At 47.2% G+C, this 23,716-nt stretch carries 20 protein-coding genes; 15 read left to right on the top strand and 5 right to left on the bottom strand.

Going from position 1 to position 23,716, the window contains the following annotated elements:
• The first annotated feature begins 38 nt into the window (after positions 1-38).
• The 8 genes from CIK90_RS06090 (at position 39) to ispG (ending at position 11,749) form a co-directional block, all read left to right on the top strand.
• Positions 39-1,760 carry a Na/Pi cotransporter family protein gene (locus CIK90_RS06090; protein WP_094447574.1) on the top strand — a complete coding sequence of 574 codons (1,722 nt, stop codon included), beginning with the start codon at positions 39-41 and terminating at the stop codon, positions 1,758-1,760.
• An 84-nt stretch (positions 1,761-1,844) separates the two neighbouring features.
• On the top strand, positions 1,845-5,162 hold the full coding sequence (locus CIK90_RS06085) for a TonB-dependent receptor (protein ID WP_094464589.1): 3,318 nt from the start codon (positions 1,845-1,847) through the stop codon (positions 5,160-5,162).
• A 20-nt stretch (positions 5,163-5,182) separates the two neighbouring features.
• Positions 5,183-6,766, top strand: a complete 1,584-nt coding sequence (locus tag CIK90_RS06080) for a BACON domain-containing protein (RefSeq protein WP_094464588.1) — start codon at positions 5,183-5,185, stop codon at positions 6,764-6,766.
• Positions 6,767-6,983: 217 nt separating this feature from the next.
• On the top strand, positions 6,984-7,631 hold the full coding sequence (locus tag CIK90_RS06075) for a hypothetical protein (protein ID WP_094464587.1): 648 nt from the start codon (positions 6,984-6,986) through the stop codon (positions 7,629-7,631).
• Positions 7,628-9,145 (top strand): RNA polymerase factor sigma-54, encoded by a 1,518-nt coding sequence (gene rpoN / locus CIK90_RS06070; RefSeq protein WP_094464586.1) that lies wholly within the window; start codon positions 7,628-7,630, stop codon positions 9,143-9,145. The genes CIK90_RS06075 and rpoN overlap by 4 nt, the downstream gene beginning before the upstream one ends.
• On the top strand, positions 9,142-9,762 hold the full coding sequence (locus CIK90_RS06065; protein WP_094390971.1) for a phosphatase PAP2 family protein: 621 nt from the start codon (positions 9,142-9,144) through the stop codon (positions 9,760-9,762). Before rpoN ends, CIK90_RS06065 begins: the two co-directional genes overlap by 4 nt.
• 70 nt (positions 9,763-9,832) lie before the next feature.
• Positions 9,833-10,339, top strand: coding sequence for a 5-(carboxyamino)imidazole ribonucleotide mutase (gene purE / locus CIK90_RS06060; protein WP_094434959.1), 507 nt, complete (start codon positions 9,833-9,835; stop codon positions 10,337-10,339).
• Positions 10,340-10,366: 27 nt separating this feature from the next.
• On the top strand, positions 10,367-11,749 hold the full coding sequence (gene ispG, locus CIK90_RS06055; protein ID WP_094434957.1) for a (E)-4-hydroxy-3-methylbut-2-enyl-diphosphate synthase: 1,383 nt from the start codon (positions 10,367-10,369) through the stop codon (positions 11,747-11,749).
• Between the two features lie 187 nt (positions 11,750-11,936).
• On the opposite strand, the gene rnc is transcribed toward ispG, so the two are convergent.
• The 4 genes from rnc to CIK90_RS06035 all read right to left on the bottom strand — a co-directional run bounded on the left by rnc (position 11,937) and on the right by CIK90_RS06035 (position 15,762).
• A complete protein-coding gene (rnc, locus tag CIK90_RS06050; protein ID WP_094390974.1) occupies positions 11,937-12,977 on the bottom strand; it encodes a ribonuclease III in 1,041 nt (346 codons plus the stop codon).
• A complete protein-coding gene (gene fabF / locus CIK90_RS06045) occupies positions 12,967-14,229 on the bottom strand; it encodes a beta-ketoacyl-ACP synthase II (protein WP_094390975.1) in 1,263 nt (420 codons plus the stop codon). Before fabF ends, rnc begins: the two co-directional genes overlap by 11 nt.
• A gap of 110 nt (positions 14,230-14,339) precedes the next feature.
• Complete coding sequence (locus tag CIK90_RS06040) at positions 14,340-14,576, bottom strand: acyl carrier protein (RefSeq protein ID WP_094390976.1); 237 nt, start codon at positions 14,574-14,576, stop codon at positions 14,340-14,342.
• A gap of 187 nt (positions 14,577-14,763) precedes the next feature.
• Positions 14,764-15,762, bottom strand: a complete 999-nt coding sequence (locus CIK90_RS06035) for an NAD(P)-dependent oxidoreductase (protein ID WP_094464585.1) — start codon at positions 15,760-15,762, stop codon at positions 14,764-14,766.
• A gap of 199 nt (positions 15,763-15,961) precedes the next feature.
• Here CIK90_RS06035 and CIK90_RS06025 point away from each other — a divergent pair, with 199 nt between their 5' ends.
• From CIK90_RS06025 to CIK90_RS05995, 7 genes are all read left to right on the top strand, one after another.
• Entirely contained in the window at positions 15,962-16,564 is a 603-nt protein-coding gene (locus tag CIK90_RS06025; RefSeq protein WP_094390978.1) for a DUF4254 domain-containing protein, read from the top strand.
• An 8-nt stretch (positions 16,565-16,572) separates the two neighbouring features.
• Positions 16,573-17,625: a glycosyltransferase family 9 protein gene (locus CIK90_RS06020; RefSeq protein ID WP_094440599.1), complete on the top strand. Its 1,053-nt coding sequence runs from the start codon at positions 16,573-16,575 to the stop codon at positions 17,623-17,625.
• 186 nt (positions 17,626-17,811) lie between these two features.
• On the top strand, positions 17,812-18,417 hold the full coding sequence (locus CIK90_RS06015; RefSeq protein ID WP_094390979.1) for an FKBP-type peptidyl-prolyl cis-trans isomerase: 606 nt from the start codon (positions 17,812-17,814) through the stop codon (positions 18,415-18,417).
• Positions 18,418-18,451: 34 nt separating this feature from the next.
• Positions 18,452-19,321 carry an FKBP-type peptidyl-prolyl cis-trans isomerase gene (locus CIK90_RS06010; RefSeq protein ID WP_094464583.1) on the top strand — a complete coding sequence of 290 codons (870 nt, stop codon included), beginning with the start codon at positions 18,452-18,454 and terminating at the stop codon, positions 19,319-19,321.
• A gap of 176 nt (positions 19,322-19,497) precedes the next feature.
• Positions 19,498-19,971: an Lrp/AsnC family transcriptional regulator gene (locus tag CIK90_RS06005; protein ID WP_094390981.1), complete on the top strand. Its 474-nt coding sequence runs from the start codon at positions 19,498-19,500 to the stop codon at positions 19,969-19,971.
• Between the two features lie 19 nt (positions 19,972-19,990).
• Positions 19,991-21,760, top strand: coding sequence for a membrane dipeptidase (locus CIK90_RS06000; protein WP_094464582.1), 1,770 nt, complete (start codon positions 19,991-19,993; stop codon positions 21,758-21,760).
• Positions 21,761-21,799: 39 nt separating this feature from the next.
• Complete coding sequence (locus tag CIK90_RS05995) at positions 21,800-22,804, top strand: M28 family peptidase (protein WP_094464581.1); 1,005 nt, start codon at positions 21,800-21,802, stop codon at positions 22,802-22,804.
• A 266-nt stretch (positions 22,805-23,070) separates the two neighbouring features.
• Here CIK90_RS05995 and CIK90_RS05990 read toward each other — a convergent pair whose 3' ends face one another.
• A complete protein-coding gene (locus CIK90_RS05990; RefSeq protein WP_254046294.1) occupies positions 23,071-23,670 on the bottom strand; it encodes a DUF4294 domain-containing protein in 600 nt (199 codons plus the stop codon).
• Positions 23,671-23,716: the final 46 nt, after the last annotated feature.

The raw sequence follows: 23,716 nt of genomic DNA, 5'->3' as shown, positions 1-23,716 counted from the left end.
GAAAACAATAAGAATTTAAACTTTTTAAACTTCCAAGTATGTCAATTTGGATTCTTTTCAAGCTTTTGGGATCACTTGCCCTGCTGATGTTCGGTATGAAATCAATGAGTGAGGCGCTCCAAAAAATGGCAGGACCGCAATTGCGACATGTCCTCGGTGCCATGACCACCAATCGTTTTATGGGTATGACCACTGGTATGCTTGTCACGGCAAGTGTACAGTCGAGCACCGCTACAACTGTGATGACCGTTTCGTTTGTAAACGCTGGTCTGCTGACTTTGGCACAGGCTATCTCAGTTATTATGGGTGCTAACATTGGAACAACCCTGACGGCGTGGATTATGTCGGCAGGGTTTTCTTTTAATATCACCGACTTCGTCTATCCGGCTTTCTTTTTCGCCATTATCCTCATCTATTCGAAAAAAAAGCGCTTCATAGGCGACTTCGTGTTTGGTATTGCCTTCATGTTCCTCGGTCTCGGCACACTCCGACAGACCGGTATAGACATGCACCTCGGAGAAAACCAAGCCGTGCTCGACTTCTTCGCATCGTTCGATCCCAACGCATTCAGCACCACACTCATCTTCCTGCTCCTTGGAGGTGTGCTTACCTTCTGTGTACAGTCGTCGGCTGCTGTCATGGCTATCACCATGATTCTCTGTTCGAGCGGAGTATTGCCCATCTACCAGGGTATCGCACTCGTCATGGGTGAGAACATCGGTACCACAGTCACCTCAAACTTGGCTGCCATGTCTGCCAACACACAGGCGCGGCGTGCAGCACTTGCACACATGTTCTTCAACGTATTCGGTGTGATATGGATACTCTTCGTATTCCGTCCTTTCGTCGATATGGTCTGCGGACTCGTTGGCTACGATGTGGATATGGACCGCGCCACTACCACAGCCAAGGCTTTTCTTGCCAATTCCGCCAAACTCAGTTTTGTGCTGGCTGCCTTCCACACCTGCTTCAATGTTGTCAATACCGCTATCCTCATCTGGTTTATCCCACAAATCGAACGCTTCGTATGCTGGGTGATCAAGCCTAAGAAAGTGGATGAAGAGGAGGACTTCCGTCTGCACTTCATTACTGCTGGCTTCATGAAGACTCCGGAGCTCTCGGTATTGGAGGCTCAAAAGGAGATACAGCAGTTTGCCATCCGCATACAGCGCATGTTCGGTTTGGTCAAAGAACTGTTGGTGGAGAAAGACGAGAAGACATTTAATAAGATGTACTCGCGTATAGAGAAGTATGAAGGAATATCCGACAACATGGAATTGGAAATTGCACAATACCTCGATGAAGTGTCGGACGCTCATCTCTCTGACGATACCAAAGCTAAAATCCGTGCGATGCTGCGCGAAATATCAGAGATTGAAAGTATCGGCGACGCTTGCTACAACATTGCACGCACCATCTCTCGCAAATATCAGGGCAAGCAAGACCACTTCAATCAAAAGCAGTATGAGCACATTTTCCAAATGATGGAACTCACAGACCAAGCCCTGACGCAGATGAATGCGCTAATGGCTGGCAGAAAAGTATCGTACGATGTCAACCGTTCGTTCAACATCGAGAACGAAATCAATAATTACCGCAATCAGTTGAAATCGCAAAACATCAACGACGTGAACAACCATGCATACACCTATGCCGTGGGCACCATCTATATGGATATCATCAACGAATGTGAGAAATTAGGCGACTATGTGGTCAACGTAGTTGAAGCACGCATGGGTACACGTCAAAAAAATGCATAAAAAATGCAATTTTAACATTGATGTAACATTTATTTGTATTTTTTTAAGTAAATTTGCCACGGATTTATATAACAAACAACAAGTATGAACAAAAAACTACTTCTTCTGATGGTTATGGTGTTGACTTCAACACTCACCATCATGGCTCAGATCACTACCTCCGCCCTTAGCGGTAAGGTAACGACGCAAGACACGAAGGAGGAGGTGATTGGTGCTACGGTACAGGCCGTACACGTTCCCTCTGGTACTCGTTATGCTACAGTGACCAACATCGACGGACGCTTTACCATCCAAGGTATGCGTACTGGTGGTCCTTACACGGTGACCATCAGTTATGTGGGCTACACAACTCAAGTGGTAAAAGATGTTACCCTGCAGCTTGCTGAAACCTACAACCTCCCTGTTGAACTTTCAGTCAATGCTAACGAATTGACCGAAATCGTGGTTAGTGGTAAGGCTTCTAAGTTCTCTGCCGAGAAGACTGGCGCTTCTACCAACATCAACAACGCGCAGATTGTCAATATGCCAACGGTCAACCGCAGCATCACAGACATCACGCGTCTCTCTCCTTATGGTGGTAGCGGAATGTCGTTTGCCGGTCAGGATGGACGTACAGCTAACTTCACCGTGGATGGTGCCAACTTCAACAACAACTTCGGTTTGAGCGATAAGCTCCCTGGAGGCGGCAATCCTATCTCACTCGATGCTATCGATGAGTTGCAAGTAGTTATTTCTCCCTATGACGTACGTCAGACCAACTTCATCGGTGGTGGTATCAACGCTGTAACCAAGTCGGGTACCAACAAATTCAAGGGTACTGCCTACGTATATCACCGCAACGAGAATATGCGCGGAGACGCTATCGAGCGCGAGGCTATCAGCGGGGCACGCGAGAAAGACCAGAAAACCACTTACGGATTCACACTCGGTGGTCCTATCATCAAAAACAAGCTCTTCTTCTTCGCCAACGGTGAAATCGTGAAGACTCCTACTATCGCTTCACGCTGGAGAGGTTCGGAGAATGGTATCGCTGATCCTAACAACTACATCTCACGCACTAAGCTGTCTGACCTGAAAACTGTTTCAGAATTCGTAAAACAGAAATACGGTTATAACACCGGTTCATGGACTTCATTCCCTGCAGATGAGGAAAACAAGAAGTTCCTCTTCCGTTTGGACTGGAACATCACAGACCGTCATCACGTAGCATTGCGCTACAACTACACCAAGAACCGTAGCTGGAACGCTCCTAACGCTTCTTCTATGGACGGTGGTACACGTGCTGTCAATGCTCGTATGTCACTGGCTTCTATGTCTTTCGCAAACAGTATGTATGCGATAGACAATGTCGTAAAGACCTTCTCTCTCGATTTGAACAGCCGCTTCACCGACAATATCTCAAACCAGTTCCTGGCTACATACTCAAAACTCGACGACGTGCGCTTCACCAACTCTTCTGTATTCCCACACATCGATATCCTCGATGGTGGTCAGATGAGCGTTGACGGAACTGTTGAAGCTGACGGTACCGACAACTACATGGCTTTGGGTGAAGAGCTCTTCACCTACAACAACGCCGTTCACAACACAGTATGGAACATCAAGGACGACATTACCTTCTATCTTCGTTCACACAAGATTACTGCCGGACTGAGCTTCGAACACCAGATGGCAGACAACCAGTATATGCGTAATGGTACGGGTTACTACCGCTATAAGAGCATGAGCGACTTCCTCAACGGCGAAGCTCCTGAGATCGTCTGCTTGACCTATGGTTACAATGGTGAGTCAAGCCCTGCTGCACGCGTACAGTTCAACAAGTTTGGCATCTATGCACAGGATGAGTGGAACGTTACTCCAAAACTCAAACTCACATACGGCATCCGCTTCGACAATCTTGCATTCAACGACGATGACTTGATGACCAACCAGAAAATCTACGATTTGGACTACAACGGACGCCACATCGATACAGGTAAATGGCCTGGTTCTACCATAACAATCTCACCACGTGTGGGCTTCACCTACGACGTATTCGGCGACAAGAGCCTGAAGGTACGCGGTGGTACGGGTCTCTTCTCAGGACGTCTGCCTCTCGTATTCTTCACCAATATGCCTACCAACTCAGGTATGGTGCAGTATCAGGCACAGCTCAATGCGAAAACCAAGTTGAATGGTGAACTGATTGATATGGACACATTCAAAGGCGGTCTCGTGGTTAACGAAAAAGGACAGCCTACTATTGATGCGCTGCGCAACAAGCTCATCGGCATGGGATTCCCAGAGACTATCACTCCTGAGGAAGGTGCACTGCCCTCTTCTATCTCTGCAGTAGATCCAGACTTCAAGATGCCTCAGGTATGGAAAACCTCATTGGCTGTTGACTATCAGATCCCCGTGTCATTCCCATTCTCTGTAACTGTTGAGGGTATCTTCAACAAGACACTGAACGCAGCTACGCTGTCTGACTGGAGTGTACGGGATGTACGTGGTTTCACTCGTCTCAATGGCGCTGACAACCGTCCTATCTATCCTACCGGTGCAGGTCGTCTGCCCGATGTGAAGCAGGCTTACGTACTGGAGAATACCAGCCGCGGTTACGGATGGTCTGGTAGCATCACCCTTAATGCACAGCCTTGGGACTTCATGAGCTTGATGGCTGCCTATACACACACCGTATCTAAGGAAGTGACTTCACTGCCTGGTTCAAATGCCTCATCAGTACTGAACTACATCTCTACCGTATATGGTCCTAACAATATCAAGCTCCACAACGGTATGAACGTTACTCCAGACCGCTTCATCGCATCGGCTACGATCCACGATAAGAGCAACAACCACTATAGCTTGATCTATGAAACATGGCGTGGTGGATACAACTACTCTTACATGACTCAGAACGATATGAACGGCGATAGCTACAACTACGATGCCATTTATATCCCAACAGACCAGCAGGTGGCTAACAAGGAGTTCCGCTTTGTATCAGAAGACGACCAGAATCGCTTCATGGATTATGTGCACAACAACAGCTATCTCAAGAACCACCAGGGCGAATATGCCGAGGCATACAGCCTCTACTCACCTTGGGTACACCGCATCGACTTCAGCTACAAGCACGACTTCAAACTTGACATTGCCAAGCACACACACACACTGCAGGTGAGCTTCGACATGAAGAACGTACTGAACTTCTTCAATTCAAGCTGGGGCGTATCGAAGTACCTCAATCCTGAAATCGGTTCTGAGGCACGCATCCTGAAGTATGAGGGTTACGACGCAGATGGCATTGCCACCTTCTCTACTCCGAAGTCTATCAATGGCAACACCAAGACCTTTGTGCCCAACCATGCCATCGGTCAGTGCTGGTATGCTTCTGTAGGTGTTAAGTACATTTTCTAATCATTTAACAGAACAGATTTATGAAACTGAAATATATTATCGCTCCGCTTCTTGCAGTCCTGACACTGTTCACGGCTTGTAACGAAGACCAGGAGTTGGCATCATTGGACCAAATCAGTGTGTCAAAATCCATGGTTGCCCTGCCACTTACTGGCGGTAGAGACACCGTAGTGATCAAGGGTCAATATATCGACTACACCTTGGTGAACTCAAGCGACGCTATTGTTAAACTTGGCGATAGCGATTATCCCAGTTGGTTGAATATCAGCGTAGAAAAGGCTAAAGACGATAAAGGTCAGGAGATTGATGACCAGTACAACATGATCTTCGTAGCCGATGCTACTGAGAAAGTACGCAAACCTGCCTATCTGTTGCTCAATACCCCAAAACAGACTCAGCGCATTATGGTATTGCAGGGTGTTCAGGGCGAACTGCCTCTCTCTACCTGTGCACAGGTATTGGCTGGTCCTGACGGTGACACTTATAAGGTGAAGGGTACTGTAACAAAGATTACCCAAACCACATACGGTAACTGGTATCTGAATGATGGTACTGGCGAAATATATATCTATGGTACACTCGATAAGAAGGGTAATACTAAGAACTTTGCAAGTCTCGGTATCGAAGAAGGTGACGAGGTAACTGTACAGGGTCCAAAGACTACTTATGGTTCTACCGTTGAACTCATCGATGTATCGGTTGTCAATATTAAGAAGTCTATCGTTAAGGTTGATTCACTCTCAATAGACACTCTGCCTAAGGCTGGTGGCGAAGTAATCGCATATCTGACCAACAAGGGTGAAGGCGTTGACGTGAAGATTCCTGAGGAGGCTGAAAGCTGGCTCTCTATCAAGTCTATCAACACCAAGAACGGAACTTCTACCGTTGTGTTCAAGGCTAATGCCAACAAGGGTGGTGACCGTGTAGCAGAAGTAAGCTTCACCAGCGCCAGTGGTTCTAACTCTTCTACGGTAACCAAGCAGATTGTTCAGTTGGGTGCCATCATCGAATGTCCTATCAGCGAGTTCCTTGCTTCTAAAGAAGATGCTACTGTATATCGCCTGACCGGTGTCATCACCAAGGTGGCTAAGGCTGAATATGGTAACATCTACATCAGAGACTACACCGGCGAGGCGTATGTTTATGGCATTGGCAACAAGGGTGACTTCGAGAAGCTCGGTCTGAAGGTTGGGGACATCGTCACCTTGACCGGTACACATTCTTCATTCAACGGCAATCCACAGGTGAAGGGTGGTAAGTATGAGAAGCACAAAGCTGTAACAAAGATTTCTGCTGCTGATTTCGTAAAACTGAAAGACGACAAGCAGACTTACTACATGCTGACGGGTACAATTACCACTGCAGGCAACGGCAACAAGACCGAACTGAAGACCTATGGTAACTTCGACTTGGTTGATGAAACTGGTGCTGCCTACATCTACGGTGTGCAGACTGGTTGGGAGAATACTCCTGCGGACTCAAGAAAGCACTTCAGCGACCTTGGCAAGAAACTCGGTGACGAAATTACCGTTATCGGTTACAAGACATCGTTCAACAACAAGCCACAGATGGGTGGTGCATTCTATTTCGAACCTAAGAAATAATCAGACTATACAAGTCATACATCAAGGGGAACTCCTATCGGGGTTCCCCTTTTTATTTATCCGCCAATCGGTTCTTTGATAAAGGAATGACCGATTTGTAATTAACTAATATCGCGAAGGTGAATAATATCACGGAAATAACCAAATTGCGAACCGATTATTTTGCACTTTCACCATTATTCGCTAACTTTGCACAAAAAGCAAAAGCTATAAGGCCATGGCAAAGAATCAGAACTGGAAAGACGACTGCTGGGTGTTGCTCATACAACTATACCAAAAGAAGCCGGCAGGGCTCAAACCCCTGTACTGCAAGGCTATGGTGGATCTCAGCCTCGAACTACACGTTCCGCCACAAACACTCCATCAGAAGATGAAGCAACTGGAAAGCCTCGACACGCCCCGTATCCAACAACTATGGCAACACTATGCCAACAACCCACAACGTCTGAACCGAGCAGTAAAGTTGCTGAGACGAATGGCAGGATTCGGCAATAGTGGCGAATTCTACGAAGGGGTGGAACTGCAAGAGTCGTTTGAACACGATTTCAGACCCATTGAAGGTGATAGTCAACTAATGCCTTTCACACTCATCATCATTCTCGACCTATATTTCAGACTGACACCCATCACCATGGTTCCAGAAACTCCAGAAATACAAGACCTGGCCCGACTAATGCACATGTCTGCAGCAAAGATTGCTGACATCATGGAAGTATATCAACACTGCGACCCCTATCTCAATAGAAATGAGATGCTCTTTAGCCCCATCTTCCCTGCTTGTCAGGATATATGGCAGAGATACGGCAATAGCGATACCGAACAACTGGCTACGCTGGCCGAACAACTCAAGGCGTATTACCGATGAAACAAGAACAGACACAAGAACAACAACTGTCACAATCGCTCCGGCAAACCCAGAGCATCACACAGCAACAGTTGCTCCAAGCGCAACTCACAGAGATGCCTATGGCGCAACTCATGGAACGCATACGCACTGAAATGGACGATAATCCTGCGCTGGAATCATCGGGCACCGATGAAGAGAACGATTGGCACGACGATGAACCATCAGACACCGATACTGATACCAACGAAGACTACGAACAACGCAACGAGCGCGAAGAGCGGAACGATGCGCTCGATGCCGCTTTAGAACGCATTGGCCGCGATGATGAAGACCTTCCCGTATATCACAGCGGACCATCTTATGACGAGGAACGCGAAGAGATGGTCTATGGCGAAACTCTCTCTTTCTATGATCAGCTCAAGGAACAAGTGGGGCTCTTGCCACTTGATGAGCGCCAACGATATATCATGGAATACATCATTGGCTCACTCGACGAAGACGGACTACTGAGAAAAACGCTCGATAGCATAGCCGACGAACTGGCTATCTACCACAACATTGATACCAATGAACACGAATTGCAAAAGCTCTTGGAGATGCTCCAAGACTTTGACCCCGCTGGTATTGGTGCACGCTCATTGCAAGAATGTCTGCTCTTACAAATCAAAAGACGTGAACCATCGCGGCTGACCATGCTAATGGAACAAGTGGTCAACAACCACTTCGAAGATTTTACCAAGAAGCACTGGCAACAAATCAGACAAAGCTTGCAATTGACAGAGATGCAAGTCGATACACTCATGGCAGAGATGCGCAAACTCAACCCCAAACCTGGTGCATCAATGGGCGAAGCCGTAGGGCGTTCACTCCAACAAATCACACCCGATTTCATCATCGATACACAGGACGACGGTACCGTGACCTTCCAACTCAATACTGGAGAATTGCCAGAACTGCATGTATCACCATCGTTTTCCGAAACACTCAATCAATATCAGACCAACAAAGAAAATATGAGCCGCCAAATGAAGGAAGCGCTGCTCTATACTAAAAAGAAAGTGAATGCCGCTCATAGTTTCATAGAAGCTATCAAGAGCAGACGCCGCACACTCACCATGACTATGAATGCCATTATACAATGGCAGCATCGCTATTTCGAAGAAGGCGACGAGGCACTGCTACGACCTATGATTCTCAAGGATATTGCGGAAAAGACAGGTCTCAACCTCACCACCATCTCCAGAGCCTGCAACGGTAAATATGCACAAACACGATGGGGCACTTTCCCCCTTCGCCACTTCTTCACCGAAAGCTATACCACTGCTGAAGGTGACCAACTCTCCACTCGGCAACTTAAGATGATTCTGCACGACCTCATAAACAGCGAGGATAAACAGCAACCACTGAGCGATGATGCACTCTGCAAACTGCTCGCAAAGAAGGGCTACCCCATAGCACGACGTACCGTGGCAAAATACCGCGAACAACTTGGACTGCCTATAGCACGACTGAGAAAGGAGGAGAAAAAATGAAAAACGAAAAGCGCCTCATCATCGCTGCACGTGCGGTAAGCCTATTCTTCACACCATTCTATTTGCCCATCGTAGGCATGCTTGTACTTTTCACCTTCAGTTTCATGAGCATCTTCCCTACTGCCTACAAATTGCAGGTACTGGCAATGGTCTATTTCTTCACGATTCTGATGCCAACCATATCCATTCGACTCTACCGCAAATACCAAGGATGGACACTCATCGAACTAGGCCAACGTGAACGGCGCATGGTGCCCTATGCTCTATCGATAGCCAGCTATTTCGCTTGTTACTATCTCTTCCTTCGGCTTCACATGCCACATTTCATCGGTTCCATCCTTTTGGCAGCACTCTGCGTACAGATGATATGTGCGCTTATCAATGTAGTATGGAAGATATCTACCCACTCGGCAGCAATCGGAGCCGTAGGCGGTGCACTATTTGCCTTTGCCGAATATCTGGCATTCAATCCCATATGGTGGCTCTGCCTGGTATTCCTTGTCGGAGGAATCGTGGGCACCTGTCGCATGATATTACGACAGCACTCTCTCGGACAGATAGTAGGAGGATTCTGGATTGGCTTCTTCGTAGCAGCCATCATCATTCTCTTCATCTAACGAATCACAATAGATTATAACATACAGACAACAACATCGTTTAACAACAACAAGACATACAAATACGATTATGAAACCAATTGTCAGCATCATCATGGGCAGCACAAGCGATTTGCCCGTTATGGAAAAAGCATGTAAACTACTCGACGAGATGCAAATTCCCTTTGAGGTCAATGCGCTGTCGGCACACCGTACCCCTGATGCAGTAGAGGCATTTGCTGCAGGGGCTAAGGAGCGCGGTCTGAAAGTGATTATCGCAGCTGCCGGAATGGCGGCTGCACTACCGGGCGTCATCGCAGCATCAACCACACTCCCCGTTATCGGAGTGCCCATCAAAGGCATGCTCGACGGACTCGATGCCATGCTCTCCATCATACAGATGCCCCCAGGAATCCCTGTAGCAACAGTAGGTGTCAACGGTGCACAGAACGCAGCTATCTTAGCTGTAGAAATGCTTGCACTCTCCGATGAAGCCATTGCCAAGCGCCTAGCAGACTATAAGACTGGACTGAAAGCCAAGATTGAGAAAGCCAACCGCGATTTGGCCGAAGTGAAATACGAATATAAAACCAACTGAAGCACTGCTTCACCAATCCATAAGAAGATGAGTTACAAACGAAGAGTATCATCCATTGCCCACGTAGGACAGCTCGGCATCGGAGGCGATAACCCTATCCGCATCCAGTCGATGGCCACCAAAGACACCAACGATACCGAAGGTTGCGTGGCACAAGCCAAACGCATCATCGATGCAGGAGGTGAGTTGGTGCGCTTCACTACACAGGGAACACGTGAAGCCGAGAATATGAAAAACATATCTCAACGGCTGAAAGCCGATGGCTATACAGCTCCATTGGTAGCTGATGTACATTTCACAGCCCGTGTAGCCGATGTGGCAGCATGCTACTGCGAGAAAGTTCGCATCAATCCCGGCAACTATGTTGACCCTGGCAGAGTCTTCAAACATCTCGAATATACCGATGCAGAATATGCCGATGAACTAAAAAAAATAGAAGCCAAACTAGTGCCGTTCCTCAATATCTGTAAAGAGCACCATACTGCCGTACGCATAGGAGTAAACCATGGTTCGCTCAGCGATCGCATCATGTCGCGCTATGGCGACACTCCCGCAGGTATCGTAGAAAGTTGCATGGAGTTTCTGCGCATCTGCAAACGTGAGAACTTCAACGATGTGGTCATATCCATCAAAGCCAGCAATACTGTGGTCATGGTTACTACGGTACGCCTCTTGGTGGAAACCATGGACCATGAAGACATGCACTATCCACTGCATCTCGGTGTTACCGAAGCTGGAGAAGGCGAAGACGGACGCATCAAGAGTGCCGTAGGTATTGGTGCCTTGCTGACAGAGGGCATTGGCGACACCATCCGTGTATCACTCAGCGAAGAACCAGAATGTGAAATTCCTGTAGCACGCCAACTTGTAGATAACATCGAAGCATGTGCTATTCTGCGTGAGAAAGCCGAGGCTTCCATCGCCGATGATACCATCACCATCACCTTGGATGATGAAGATTGGCAGACCATGCAACTCAAAGTCGCCATGGCAACAGGAGCCTTACTCATCGACCGTAAAGCTCATCAACTTGTCATCAACAATCCCCACTTCTCAGCAGAACGTCTCGTAGGTCTGGCAGATGCAATTCTGCAGGCTGCACGCATTAAGTTTACCAAGACAGAATACATCTCTTGTCCGGGTTGCGGACGCACACTCTACAATCTACAAGACACCATTGCCCGCATTAAAGCAGCAACCAGTCATCTGGTAGGACTAAAGATTGGCATCATGGGATGTATCGTCAATGGTCCTGGCGAAATGGCAGATGCAGACTATGGCTATGTGGGTGCAGGACGTGGAAAGATATCACTCTACCGACAAAAAGAGTGTGTAGCAAAGAATATCCCTGAGGCTGAAGCCGTAGAACGCCTATTACAACTGATTGACGATGATCGAAAAAAACAATAATATCAGTTATTCGCATGGTGTGGCAACAATCGGTAAAGCCTACAGACTATTCCATTTTGTCGTTTGACGATAAGGGCTAAAGAGCCCAATAACATCTAGCAGATGACATACACACCACTTCTATACAAATTGACAAAGCCCTGCTTCAAATAATTTGAAGCAGGGCTTTGTCAGATATCAGTATCACTTATTCGGCAAAGGCAGCTTCCTCTGCTTCGGCAATAATCTCCTCACGGCTCTTTGCCCGTGGTGTTGCAGTAATATCATCAAGTGAAAAATCCATATCATGACGGTCTGCCGACTGGTTATCATTAGCCGATACATTCTTCTGCTGTGATTTCTGTGGACGAGGAAAATCTCTTTCTGTAGTTTGAGGCTGCTCCACTATAAAATCACGCTGATCTGCTTCTGGATCAGGTACAGAGAGTATCGGTTCCTCCTCCATCTTTGTACGTTCCGTCTTTGCAGCAAACACGCTGTCTATGAATTGTGGCTCGCGACGCAAACGCTGTAGCGTATCCTTGCAGGCATTCTGCTGACTCTCTTTTTTACTGTATCCTTTACCCGCACAACCTTCTACACCTTCAAGTATCACCTGATAGACAAAGACAGGACTGCTATTCTCATCTTTCGTCTGTTCCACTTGTTTAAACTCCAGCCGCACACGGTTTTTCTGACTCCATTCCAACAGTTTCGACTTGAAATTGACCTCCTTATAGGCCACTTTATCGATGTTGATAATCTGGTTGAGGATACGCTTCTGCATGAAACGCATGCAGGCTTCATAGCCGCGGTCGAGATAAATCGCACCGACAAGGGCCTCGAAAGCGTTTCCCCCCATGTAACTGTTATGAACTGTAGAGCGGTCAGACGTAGTGATCAGCCGAGTGATACCCATCTCTTTGGCCAATCGTCCGAGTGTTTCGCGCTGTACGAGTTTAGAGCGAGTATTAGTAAGAAATCCCTCGCGCTTGCCTTCAAAATGACGAAATACGATATCGCCCACCACAGCATCAAGTATGGCATCACCCAAAAATTCGAGGCGCTCATTATTCAAAGGACGTCCTTTCTCATTTCGGCGACGCAGACTCTTGTGTAGAAGAGCCTGCTTATAGAGCTGTATGTTGCGAGGATAAAATCCGAGAATTTTGTATAAAGAAGAATAAAGCTCCTTCTCCTTGCGGAAAGGGAGCCTTATTCTATCTATGAAATTATAATTATTCAGCATACTTCTTGAACACTACACAAGCGTTGTGACCACCAAAACCGAAGGTATTGCTCAGTCCGGCACGCACTTCGCGCTTCTGTGCTTTGTTGAAGGTGAAGTTGAGGTTGTAGTCAATCTCTTCATCGTTATCGCCTTCCTCATGGTTGATAGTGGGAGGAACGATGTCGTTCTTGACAGCCAATACGGTAGCCATAGCCTCTACAGCACCTGCTGCACCAAGGAGGTGACCAGTCATCGACTTGGTACTGCTGATGTTGAGCTTATAAGCAGCATCGCCAAACACTTCCTTGATAGCCTTGGCTTCAGAGATATCACCTACGTGGGTAGATGTTCCGTGTACGTTGATATAATCGATATCTTCAGGATTCAAGCCAGCATCCTCCAATGCGTTGCGCATCACGAGGCATGCACCGAGACCCTCTGGATGAGAGGCGGTGATGTGGTGAGCATCGGCGCTCATTCCTGCACCAACCATTTCTGCATAAATCTTAGCACCACGTGCCTTAGCATGCTCGAGCTCTTCAAGAATCAAGCAACCAGCACCTTCAGCCATGATGAATCCATCGCGGCTTGCGCTGAACGGACGGCTTGCCTTTTCAGGTTCATCGTTGCGAGTTGACAGAGCGTGCATCGCATTGAAACCACCAACACCTGTTGCACAGATAGCAGCCTCAGCACCACCACTTACAATAATGTTGGCCTTGCCCAAACGGATAAGGTTGAAAGCATCAGCCAATGCATTGCTTGAAGAAGCACAAGCCGAAGCAGTGATATAGTTTGGTCCGTGGAAACCGTACATAATAGAAATCTGTCCGGCAGCAATATCGGCAATCATCTTCGGAATGAAGAATGGATTGAATTTAGGACCATCAGCCTCGTGAACACCATAGTATTTCACTTCATCCTCGAAGGTCTTAATACCACCGATACCTACTCCATAAACAACGCCAATGCGGTTTTTGTCTTCGGTATCAAGGTCCATTGCACTGTCTTCCACAGCCTGTTTAGCAGCAATAAGAGCCAACTGTGTGTAACGATCCATCTTACGAGCCTCTTTACGATCAAGATAATCATTGATGTTAAGGTTCTTCACTTCGCACGCAAACTTAGTTTTGAAGTTTGTGGTATCGAAGCTGGTAATGGGGGCTGCGCCACTCTTTCCCGCCAGCATGTTCTGCCAGGTCTCCTCAGAAGTGTTGCCCAGTGGCGTGACGGCACCGAGTCCAGTCACTACTACTCTTTTCAATTCCATATTTTAGATTTGGTTGTCTTAGTGATGTCCTATTACTGAATGGGTGTTGAACATTGGCCACCAAAAGGTACGCCAACACCCAACACCCAAAAGTCCATCACAGATGTGATTTATTTTTTGTTCTCCTCGATGTATGCGATAGCATCACCTACAGTGCCAATCTTCTCAGCCTTGTCGTCGGGGATAGAGATACCAAACTCTTTCTCAAATTCCATGATGAGCTCAACGGTATCCAAAGAATCAGCGCCGAGGTCGTTGGTGAAACTTGCTTCGGGCTTTACTTCTGCCTCGTCAACACCGAGCTTGTCAACGATGATTTCCTTTACTTTGCTTTCAATTTCTGACATAATGTTCTTTTTAAAATAGTTTATAATGTATTCTCTTTTTATGTGCTTACTACCCCATAGGGCACTTAGCGGTTGCAAAGTAACTAATTTTTATTGAGTTACGCAAATAATTTCGGTAAAAAAGCGCTTTTCTTTGCACAAACACCTATAATCTGTGCACTTTTCAGCCCCTTTTCTGCATATTTTTTCAGATTTTTTCACGTCTAAGTGGGTAATTATTGCGCAAAGATTCAAACAGCGAAGGATCGTTTTTAAGTTTTTCACTATCCTTGATGGGGTTGTAAAGCTGTAAAGGATCACCTGTGAAATGAAAACCGTCAGGTAGAGACGGAGGATCTATACGACCGGGATTGGGCAAATGGAAATGATGACAAAGAGCTTGAATTACCATGTTATCAGCATTAGTCTTGCCATCTGCAGAGTAGCCTGCAATATGTGGAGTGGCAATAAAAGCCTGTTTCAGGAGTTGGAGATTGATATCAGGTTCACCCTCCCATACATCGATAACCGCATCGCGCACTCGCTTTTCACACAATGCTGTCAACAGAGCGTTATTATCAACCACAGGCCCACGACTTGTATTAATTATATAAGGTACGCGCGAGAGCCTTTGGAAGAACGCTTCATCTGCCATATGCCATGTAGCATAACATCCTTCGCGGGTGAGTGGCACATGGAAAGTGATGACATCTGCCTCCCGCTCTATCACGTCTAACGACACATAGTCTGAGGAGCCCACTGGCGGATCGCATACCAAGACACGCATACCCATGCGTTCAGCTACGTTCTTCACTTTCTGTCCCACATGTCCACATCCCACGATACCGATAGTGGCACTATTGAGTTGAAGTCCTTTCTGTTGTTGAAGCAAAAGAAGTGACGATTCGAGATACTGTGCGACCGAGGCAGCATTGCATCCTGGACAACTGGTCCATGTTATGCCTGCACGCTCCATATAATCGGTATCAATATGATCAAATCCTATGGTTGCAGTGGCAACAAAAGTCACTTTCGAACCAGCCAACAGTTTTTCATCACATCGCGTACGAGTTCTCACTATAAGTGCATCAGCATCTTTCACATCGGCAGACGTTATTTTTGCTCCGGGAATAGCCACCACTTGGTCGGCCAGCATCTGGAGTTTCTCGCGGATATAGGGTATTTTATCGTCAACAACTATTTTCATAATTGGATGCAAAGATAATGAATCGGGATGGAAAAGAGAAAAAAAACACTGTTTTCTTTTGTATTTCACCCACTTATTCTACACCTTTGGCGCTATGCGCCCAAGGTACTCACGTTCGGAAATGCAAAAGAAAACGAGGTTTTCTTTTGTATTTCACTCACTTATTCGTACCTTTGCACCAAACAAAAAAATATAGACTATGACATTTACAGAAAAAGCTAACCAAATCTTCAAGCAAGCTATTCGTGACTATCACTTGAAAGATCATGTGGACACGCCCATTTCTAATCCTTACGAGCGCGACTCTATTGAGTATAGCCTGTATCTGAAATGCTGGATTGATACCGTACAGTGGCATCTGGAAGATATCATCCGCGATCCACACATCGACCCAACAGAGGCACTGGCTCTGAAGCGTCGCATCGACCACAGCAATCAAGACCGCACCGATTTGGTAGAGGAAATCGACTCTTACTTCCGTAAGTTGTATAGTGACATCAAGCCTTTGACCGACGCACGACTGAACACAGAGAGTCCAGCATGGGCCATTGACCGTCTTTCCATTCTGGCTTTGAAGATCTGGCACATGCAAGAACAGACCGAACGCAAGGATGCTGACGTTGCCCATGTAGAGAAGTGTCAAGCCAAACTGCAGGTTCTTCTTGAACAGCAGGTGGATCTCAGCACAGCCATCGACCAGTTGCTCGAAGACATTGAGCAGGGTCGCAAGTACATGAAGGTATATCGCCAGATGAAGATGTACAACGATCCTTCTACCAACCCTATTCTCTACAAGAAATAATTCAATTGGTGAAAAAGGAACATCTTCTCGTCATCCGATTCTCTGCATTAGGCGATGTGGCCATGACAGTGCCCGTCGTCTATGCATTGGCACAGCAGTATCCTGATGTGCGCATTACGGTATTGAGCCGTAACTTTGCACGTCCTTTGTTCGATGATCTGCTACCCAACATCAATTTTATGGAGGCTGACCTCAAACGCGAATACCACGGTATCACTGGATTAAACAGTCTCTACCGCCGTTTGTTGGCCAAACAGTTTACAGCCATTGCCGACCTTCACAGCGTACTGAGGTCAAGTTATCTGCGCATGCGCTTCAATCTGGACCACTATAAAGTGGCACACATTGACAAACATCGCAAAGATCGCCGTCGCATCACCTCTTCAAGCAATAAGCAACTGATTCAGTTGCCTACTTCATTCCAGAACTATGCTGATGTATTTGCCCGCTTGGGCTATCCCGTCAACGTACAGTTCCGCTCCATTTTTTCAGAAGATGGTGGTGACATGAATCTTTTGCCAGAGAGTCTTCCCCGTCCCACTGTCGGTCAACCGTGTATCGGTATTGCACCTTTTGCCGCACACGAAGGCAAAATCTATCCAGTTCGATTAATGGAACAGGTAGTAGAGCAATTGCTTGCCAAACATCCTGATACTCGCATCTATTTATTTGGCAAAGGCCAGCGCGAAGACGAAACATTCCCGAAATGGTGTGCTGCCCACCCCCAGTGTGTGTATGTAAGCCAACATTTGAATAATCTGCGCGACGAACTCATCTTAATGAGCCACCTCCAAGTAATGGTATCCATGGATTCTGCCAATATGCACTTGGCATCGCTGGTAGCCACACCCGTAGTAAGCGTATGGGGCGCCACTCATCCTTTTACTGGTTTTATGGGTTGGAATCAGAGCCCAGAGAATGCCATCCAGATACCGTTGGAGTGCCGTCCATGTAGCATCTACGGCCAGAAACCATGCTTACGAGGTGACTATGCCTGCATGCGCAACATCGCACCAGAGCAGATTGTCAATCGCGTAGAACTGATTCTGAACAAGCATTAAATCCCGTTTACGGTTAGTTCTGCCAGCTATTTCCATGTAGCACTATCCGTCAATGGCTTTTCTTGATATGAGAAAAACCATGAAACACTATAATTTTTCATAAAAAAATAATGCGGTATCAGAAAATATGTGTACCTTTGCGCCGATTTTAAAACAGATACATTAATAATATTATAAAGACAAAAAATGGATAAAGTAAGTTACGCTATGGGCATCGGTATCGGCATGCAGCTGAAGCAGATGGGTGCCACAGACATGAACGTTGACGACTTTGCAGCAGCCATCAAAGACGTGCTTGCAGGCAACGAACTGAAGGTACCAAACCACGAAGCGCAGCAAATTGTGCAAGATTACTTCATGGCACAAGAGAAGAAACTCAACGAACAGCGCGCCGCACAAGGCAAGATTGCCAAAGAAGCAGGTGAGAAATATCTGGCAGAAAACGCAAAGAAAGACGGTGTGGTTACACTGCCCAGCGGTCTGCAATATCAAGTTATCAAGGAAGGTAACGGTAAAAAACCATCTGCCAAAGACACAGTACGCTGCCACTATGAGGGATTTCTCATCGATGGCACAGTTTTCGACTCATCAGTACAGCGTGGTGAACCCGCAGAATTCGGTTTGCAGCAGGTGATTGCCGGATGGACCGAAGGTCTGCAGCTGATGCAGGAAGGAGCTAAATACCGCTTCTTCATACCTTATATGCTGGGATATGGTGAGAGTGGAGCAGCAGGTGCTATTCCCCCATTTGCAGCACTTATTTTCGATGTAGAGCTCATCAAGGTGCTCTAAACCAAACAGAAATGATACAAACATTAGTAATACAATGAAGAAATTTACCATTGCAGCATTCGCTGTAGCCGCAATAGCCATGCTTTCTTGCGGCAATGCCGCTCCCAAGGCCAACCTGAAGAGCGACGTAGACACACTGAGCTACGCCATCGGTATGGCACAGACTCAGGGTCTGAAAGATTATCTCGTAACACGTCTTGACGTGGATACCGCCTATCTGGACGAGTTTATCAAAGGTTTGAACGAAGGAGCCAATGCCGGCGACGACAAGAAGAAAGCCGCTTACTACGCAGGTATTCAGATTGGCCAGCAGATTTCAAACCAGATGATGAAGGGCATCAACCACGAGCTTTTCGGTGAGGATTCTACCAAGACCATCTCTCTGAAGAACTTCATGGCAGGTTTCATCAGCGGAACAACTGGTAAGGGTGGCCTCATGAGCATCGACTCAGCACAGATGGTTGCTCAGAAGATGATGCAGAGCATCAAGGCCAAGACCATGGAAAAAGCCTACGGTCCTAACAAGGCAGCTGGTGAGAAATTCCTTGCAGCCAATGCCAAGAAGGAAGGTGTGAAAACTCTTCCCGGTGGTGTACAGTATAAGGTTATCAAGGTAGGAACCGGTAAGATTCCTGCTGACACCTCAATGGTAAAGGTCAACTACGAGGGTCGCACCATCGATGGTAAGGTATTCGACAGCTCATACAAGCGCAACATGCCCGCAGACTTCCGTTGCAACCAGGTTATCAAAGGTTGGACAACCGCTCTGACCCACATGCCTGCAGGTTCTGTATGGGAGGTTTACATTCCTCAGGATCAGGCTTACGGTGAGCGCCAGCAGGGTGAAGACATCAAGCCTTTCTCTGCTCTCGTCTTCAAAATCGAGCTTCTCGAAGTGAAATAATCATCAGGGAAAACACCCCAACACAATAGTGTATATCGGTATCAAGGTCGATGAATCTGGCCATGATACCGATATTTTGTCTAAAAAAACATAAATTATCAAGCAAAGTGTTGCCTGTTTCAACAATAATAACTACTTTTGCTTACAAATAGTAAAATATCTAAAACCATATAAATATGGCAGCAAACGACAAGATTGATAATCTCGACAAAAAGATTCTGAATATTCTATCTAAAAATGCCCGAATACCCTTCAAGGATGTTGCGGCAGAGTGTAACGTATCACGTGCAGCTATCCACCAGCGCGTCCAGCACCTCATAGAGGGTCACGTCATCATGGGTAGCGGTTTCGACGTTAACCCCAAAAGTCTGGGATACACCACCTGTACCTACGTAGGAATCACCTTGGAACGTGGTTCGATGTATAAGGACGTAGTGGAAAGAATACAGCATATTCCAGAAATCGTGGAATGTCACTTCACTACAGGTCCATACACCATGCTCGTAAAGCTCTACGCCCGCGACAACGAACAACTCATGCAGTTGCTCAACGGCCAACTGCAAGACATCCCCGGTGTAGTGGCTACAGAGACTCTGATATCGCTCGAACAAAGCATCAAGCGTGAGATTCCTATCGGACCCAACGAATAATCATCTATCAACACTGCGTATGAACCGTTTTGACTGGCAAGCACAGCTGGCCAAATGCCATGCGTCGTTTCCTGCAGCAACGCACAAACCTGTCATTGCCATCACGGGAAACTATGGCGAAGGAAACTGCAAGCTCGCTCAAACCTATTATAAATCGGTGGAAAAAGCAGGCGGTGTGCCTATCATCATGCCTCCCTCTGCACAGACCGATACTATCATCAATACGCTTGAACATATTGATGGGCTCCTCATCAGCGGTGGCTCCGACTTCAATCCGCTGTTTGCAGGCGAGCAACCTGTTGTCAAGCTTGGAGGCATCAATGCCGAGCGCGACCTTGCCGAACTGCTCACTATACGGTTAGCCTACGATCGGCAGATTCCTATGTTAGCCATTTGTCGCGGCATTCAAGCATTGGCTATGGCTCTTGATGGCCATGTGGAACAGGATATCAGCCACAGAGCACAGGTAAAACACAGTCAGGACGCAGACCGTTCAGAGCCCACCCACTCCGTAAAGATAGAGCCCGACTCTATTCTCGGTAGTCTCTATGCCGATACGCTCAAGGACAACGACGGCATACTCTACGTCAACTCATTTCATCACCAAGCAGTAGATCACTGCGGACCACGTTTCCGCACCACAGCAGAATCTGCCGACGGTATCATCGAAGCCATAGAAAGCCGTGAATACAAGAGTATCATTGGCGTGCAATGGCATCCAGAGTGTTTGGTCGATGGAGCGCCACTTTTCCAATGGTTAGTGAAGGAGTCAGAACATTTCTACCAAGCCTGCAAGCTCCATGAGCGCATCATCACCCTCGATACGCATTGCGACACACCGATGTTCTTCCCTCAAGGCGTAGATTTCGGCAGTCGCGACAAGAAGATATTGGTAGATCTCCACAAGATGACCGAAGGTCATCAAGATGCCACTATCATGGTGGCTTATCTGCCACAACCCAAACCCGGCGAGGACTTCCCATCAATTGTTGATTTCGATGTGAAGAATCCTACGGAATATGCAGACCTCATCTTCGACAAGATAGAAACCATGGTGGCCCACAATAAGTCCTACCTCAGCATTGCACGGACACCTGCCGACCTCTATGCCAATAAGAAGAAAGGGCTGAAGAGCATCATGCTGGGCATTGAAAATGGTTTGGCCATCAATGGCGATCTACGCAAGCTGCGCCATTTTGCAGAGCGCGGCATCGTCTATATGACACTCTGCCATAATGGTGACAACGACATATGCGACTCAGCACGCGGTTGCAATACCCATGGCGGTGTGAGCGACTTCGGCCAACAGGTCATTAGGAAGATGAACAAACTGGGCATCATGGTAGATATGAGTCATGCTGGTGAGCACAGTTTCTACGATGCACTCGACATCAGCCAACAGCCCATTGTGTGTAGCCACTCCAGCTGTAGAGCCCTTTGCGACCATCCTCGCAATCTCACCGACGACCAGATGCGACAGCTGGCTGCTAAGGGTGGTGTGATGCAAGTGACACTCTATAATGGTTTCCTCTGCAAAGATGGCGAGGCTACAGTACTTGATGCACTGGCACATCTCGACCACGCTATCAATATTATGGGTATCGACCATGTCGGTTTAGGTTCTGATTTCGATGGCGATGGAGGCATTCGCGGACTCTCCTGCTCATCGGAAATGATCAATTTCACCCGACATCTCATGGCCAAACGCTATTCCGAACGCGACATCCAAAAGATTTGGGGACGCAATTTCCTGCGTATCATGAAACAGGTGCAAAGCGCCAAATCGTAGAAATCATTATCATATAGACTACAGACTACAAACAGAAAAATGACGAAACACCACATAATCAATATCGCCATGCTATGGGCTGCAATAGCCACCATCATGGCTTGCGGTACTACCAACAAACAACCTGCAACTGAGGAAAAACCTGTCAATATTGAATTTCATGCTGATTCTGCCTATGCTTTCTGTGCAGCACAATGTACCTATGGACCTCGCACAATGAATAGCGAGGCGCATGAGAAATGCGGCAAATGGATTGCTTCACAGTTTCAGAAATACGGTTGCAGCATTGAACTTCAGTGTGCAGACCTCAAGGGATTCGACGGCACAATACTCAAAAGCACCAACATCATCGCCTCTATGCCCAAACGCAGCACCGACGAAACACGCATCATGATATGTGCACACTGGGACAGTCGCCCATGGGCAGATAATGATCCCGACTCTGCCAACTGGCACAAACCCGTCATGGCAGCCAACGATGGCGCATCGGGAGTGGCTGTCATGCTCGAACTGGCACGCCTGCTTCAACACAACGACTCACTACCTGTAAGCATCGACTTTGTCTGCTTCGATGCCGAAGACTGGGGCGTACCACAGTGGAGCGAAGCCGCAGACGATGGCGACTCATGGGCATTGGGCGCACAACACTGGGCCAAGAACTATGCCGCAAGCGGTTCTAATAAGTATCGCTATGCCATTTTGCTCGATATGGTGGGTGGTCAGGGTGCCCGTTTCTACCACGAAGGCTTCTCACTGCAACATGCCGGACGCCTCGTTGACCGCATCTGGAGTGCTGCAAGTGCCGCAGGCTATAGCAGTTTCTTCCCTATGGAGGCAGGCGGCTACGTGACCGACGACCACATACCAGTGAATGAAGTGGCCCATGTCCCCTGTGTAGATATCATCAACCACTATCCCGATTGCCAACAAAGTTCCTTTGGACCGACGTGGCACACCGTCAGTGACGATATGCAACATATCGACAAGAACACGCTGAAAGCCGTAGGCCAGACCCTGCTACAAGTGGTTTTCAACGACAAATAATCACAAGGTAGGTCAATGGGCTTTACTGTATTGCCAGACTATGAACCATTGCTCCATCCAACAAACCCCATTGCGATTGCTTGAGAACAAGTAATGCCGACGCCCAAGAAGGCATCACGCGGCAACACATATATTTTAGTTTTTCATTTTTTATCGAACACCGAACACCACTATAACGTAATTCATTATCGGATATAACTTTATAGTGGTGTTCGATGATGATAAGTTTAGGTTATCAAACACCTGTCAAACACTTACGGAACACATCAGAGTTGACCAGCTTCCACCATCAGCACGACTCGTTCGGTGAGTCTATCCACACCTTCCGGATCGTATTCTTTCTTCAAACTGGCGCCGAACGCCCATGCAAAAGCCTGATAGAATCCAGCACGCACAGGTCCTAGAAAGGCTTGAATCATATTGTAGGAAGATGAATGACTCTCGCGATAGATGAGTTTGATGAGGAGTTTTCCCTGTGAATACGTCAGTTTTTTCATCTTCGGCTGATACTCTTTCCATATGCTTTTCTCTACGCGTTTCATATGTTCCTCCTTCGATTTCTTGTCAGGCAATGTTTCCAGAAACTCCGCAGTCTCCATCATAATGGTGCGCGCCTCCTTGGCAATAGGCAGTACGCGCTTCACATTGCGCACCAATCTATTAAACGCCATCTGCTGTTTCTTGCTACTGAAGGAGATGGGGGGATAAACATAGACATTGTTCATCTCCATATACTGGATGCTGTCGCCGCCTTCCAGCACCTTTCCAACCTTGACCATCGGCATGAACGTAGGGCCAAACGGATTGTCGTCGGCTTTACTCTCGTTGGCAGGGTCGGTCTGTTGCGCATAGAGTGATAATGTCATAACGGCCATTAGCGACACCATCAGACATCGAAGCGTATCAGTTTTA

It is taken from the genome of Prevotella sp. P5-126, assembly GCF_002251185.1.
In the GTDB taxonomy this organism is placed as follows: domain Bacteria; phylum Bacteroidota; class Bacteroidia; order Bacteroidales; family Bacteroidaceae; genus Prevotella.
The sequence above is the reverse complement of the archived record's forward strand: the minus strand, read 5'-3'. Positions and strand labels throughout refer to the sequence as shown.

What these genes read in the sequence shown, in the direction of transcription:
- CIK90_RS06090 (WP_094447574.1), top strand. Translation starts at nt 39, where the DNA reads ATGTCAATTTGGATTCTTTTCAAGCTTTTGGGATCACTTGCCCTGCTG.
- CIK90_RS06085 (WP_094464589.1), top strand. Translation starts at nt 1,845, where the DNA reads ATGAACAAAAAACTACTTCTTCTGATGGTTATGGTGTTGACTTCAACA.
- CIK90_RS06080 (WP_094464588.1), top strand. Translation starts at nt 5,183, where the DNA reads ATGAAACTGAAATATATTATCGCTCCGCTTCTTGCAGTCCTGACACTG.
- CIK90_RS06075 (WP_094464587.1), top strand. Translation starts at nt 6,984, where the DNA reads ATGGCAAAGAATCAGAACTGGAAAGACGACTGCTGGGTGTTGCTCATA.
- rpoN (WP_094464586.1), top strand. Translation starts at nt 7,628, where the DNA reads ATGAAACAAGAACAGACACAAGAACAACAACTGTCACAATCGCTCCGG.
- CIK90_RS06065 (WP_094390971.1), top strand. Translation starts at nt 9,142, where the DNA reads ATGAAAAACGAAAAGCGCCTCATCATCGCTGCACGTGCGGTAAGCCTA.
- purE (WP_094434959.1), top strand. Translation starts at nt 9,833, where the DNA reads ATGAAACCAATTGTCAGCATCATCATGGGCAGCACAAGCGATTTGCCC.
- ispG (WP_094434957.1), top strand. Translation starts at nt 10,367, where the DNA reads ATGAGTTACAAACGAAGAGTATCATCCATTGCCCACGTAGGACAGCTC.
- rnc (WP_094390974.1), bottom strand. Translation starts at nt 12,977, where the DNA reads ATGCTGAATAATTATAATTTCATAGATAGAATAAGGCTCCCTTTCCGC.
- fabF (WP_094390975.1), bottom strand. Translation starts at nt 14,229, where the DNA reads ATGGAATTGAAAAGAGTAGTAGTGACTGGACTCGGTGCCGTCACGCCA.
- CIK90_RS06040 (WP_094390976.1), bottom strand. Translation starts at nt 14,576, where the DNA reads ATGTCAGAAATTGAAAGCAAAGTAAAGGAAATCATCGTTGACAAGCTC.
- CIK90_RS06035 (WP_094464585.1), bottom strand. Translation starts at nt 15,762, where the DNA reads ATGAAAATAGTTGTTGACGATAAAATACCCTATATCCGCGAGAAACTC.
- CIK90_RS06025 (WP_094390978.1), top strand. Translation starts at nt 15,962, where the DNA reads ATGACATTTACAGAAAAAGCTAACCAAATCTTCAAGCAAGCTATTCGT.
- CIK90_RS06015 (WP_094390979.1), top strand. Translation starts at nt 17,812, where the DNA reads ATGGATAAAGTAAGTTACGCTATGGGCATCGGTATCGGCATGCAGCTG.
- CIK90_RS06010 (WP_094464583.1), top strand. Translation starts at nt 18,452, where the DNA reads ATGAAGAAATTTACCATTGCAGCATTCGCTGTAGCCGCAATAGCCATG.
- CIK90_RS06005 (WP_094390981.1), top strand. Translation starts at nt 19,498, where the DNA reads ATGGCAGCAAACGACAAGATTGATAATCTCGACAAAAAGATTCTGAAT.
- CIK90_RS06000 (WP_094464582.1), top strand. Translation starts at nt 19,991, where the DNA reads ATGAACCGTTTTGACTGGCAAGCACAGCTGGCCAAATGCCATGCGTCG.
- CIK90_RS05995 (WP_094464581.1), top strand. Translation starts at nt 21,800, where the DNA reads ATGACGAAACACCACATAATCAATATCGCCATGCTATGGGCTGCAATA.
- CIK90_RS05990 (WP_254046294.1), bottom strand. Translation starts at nt 23,670, where the DNA reads ATGACATTATCACTCTATGCGCAACAGACCGACCCTGCCAACGAGAGT.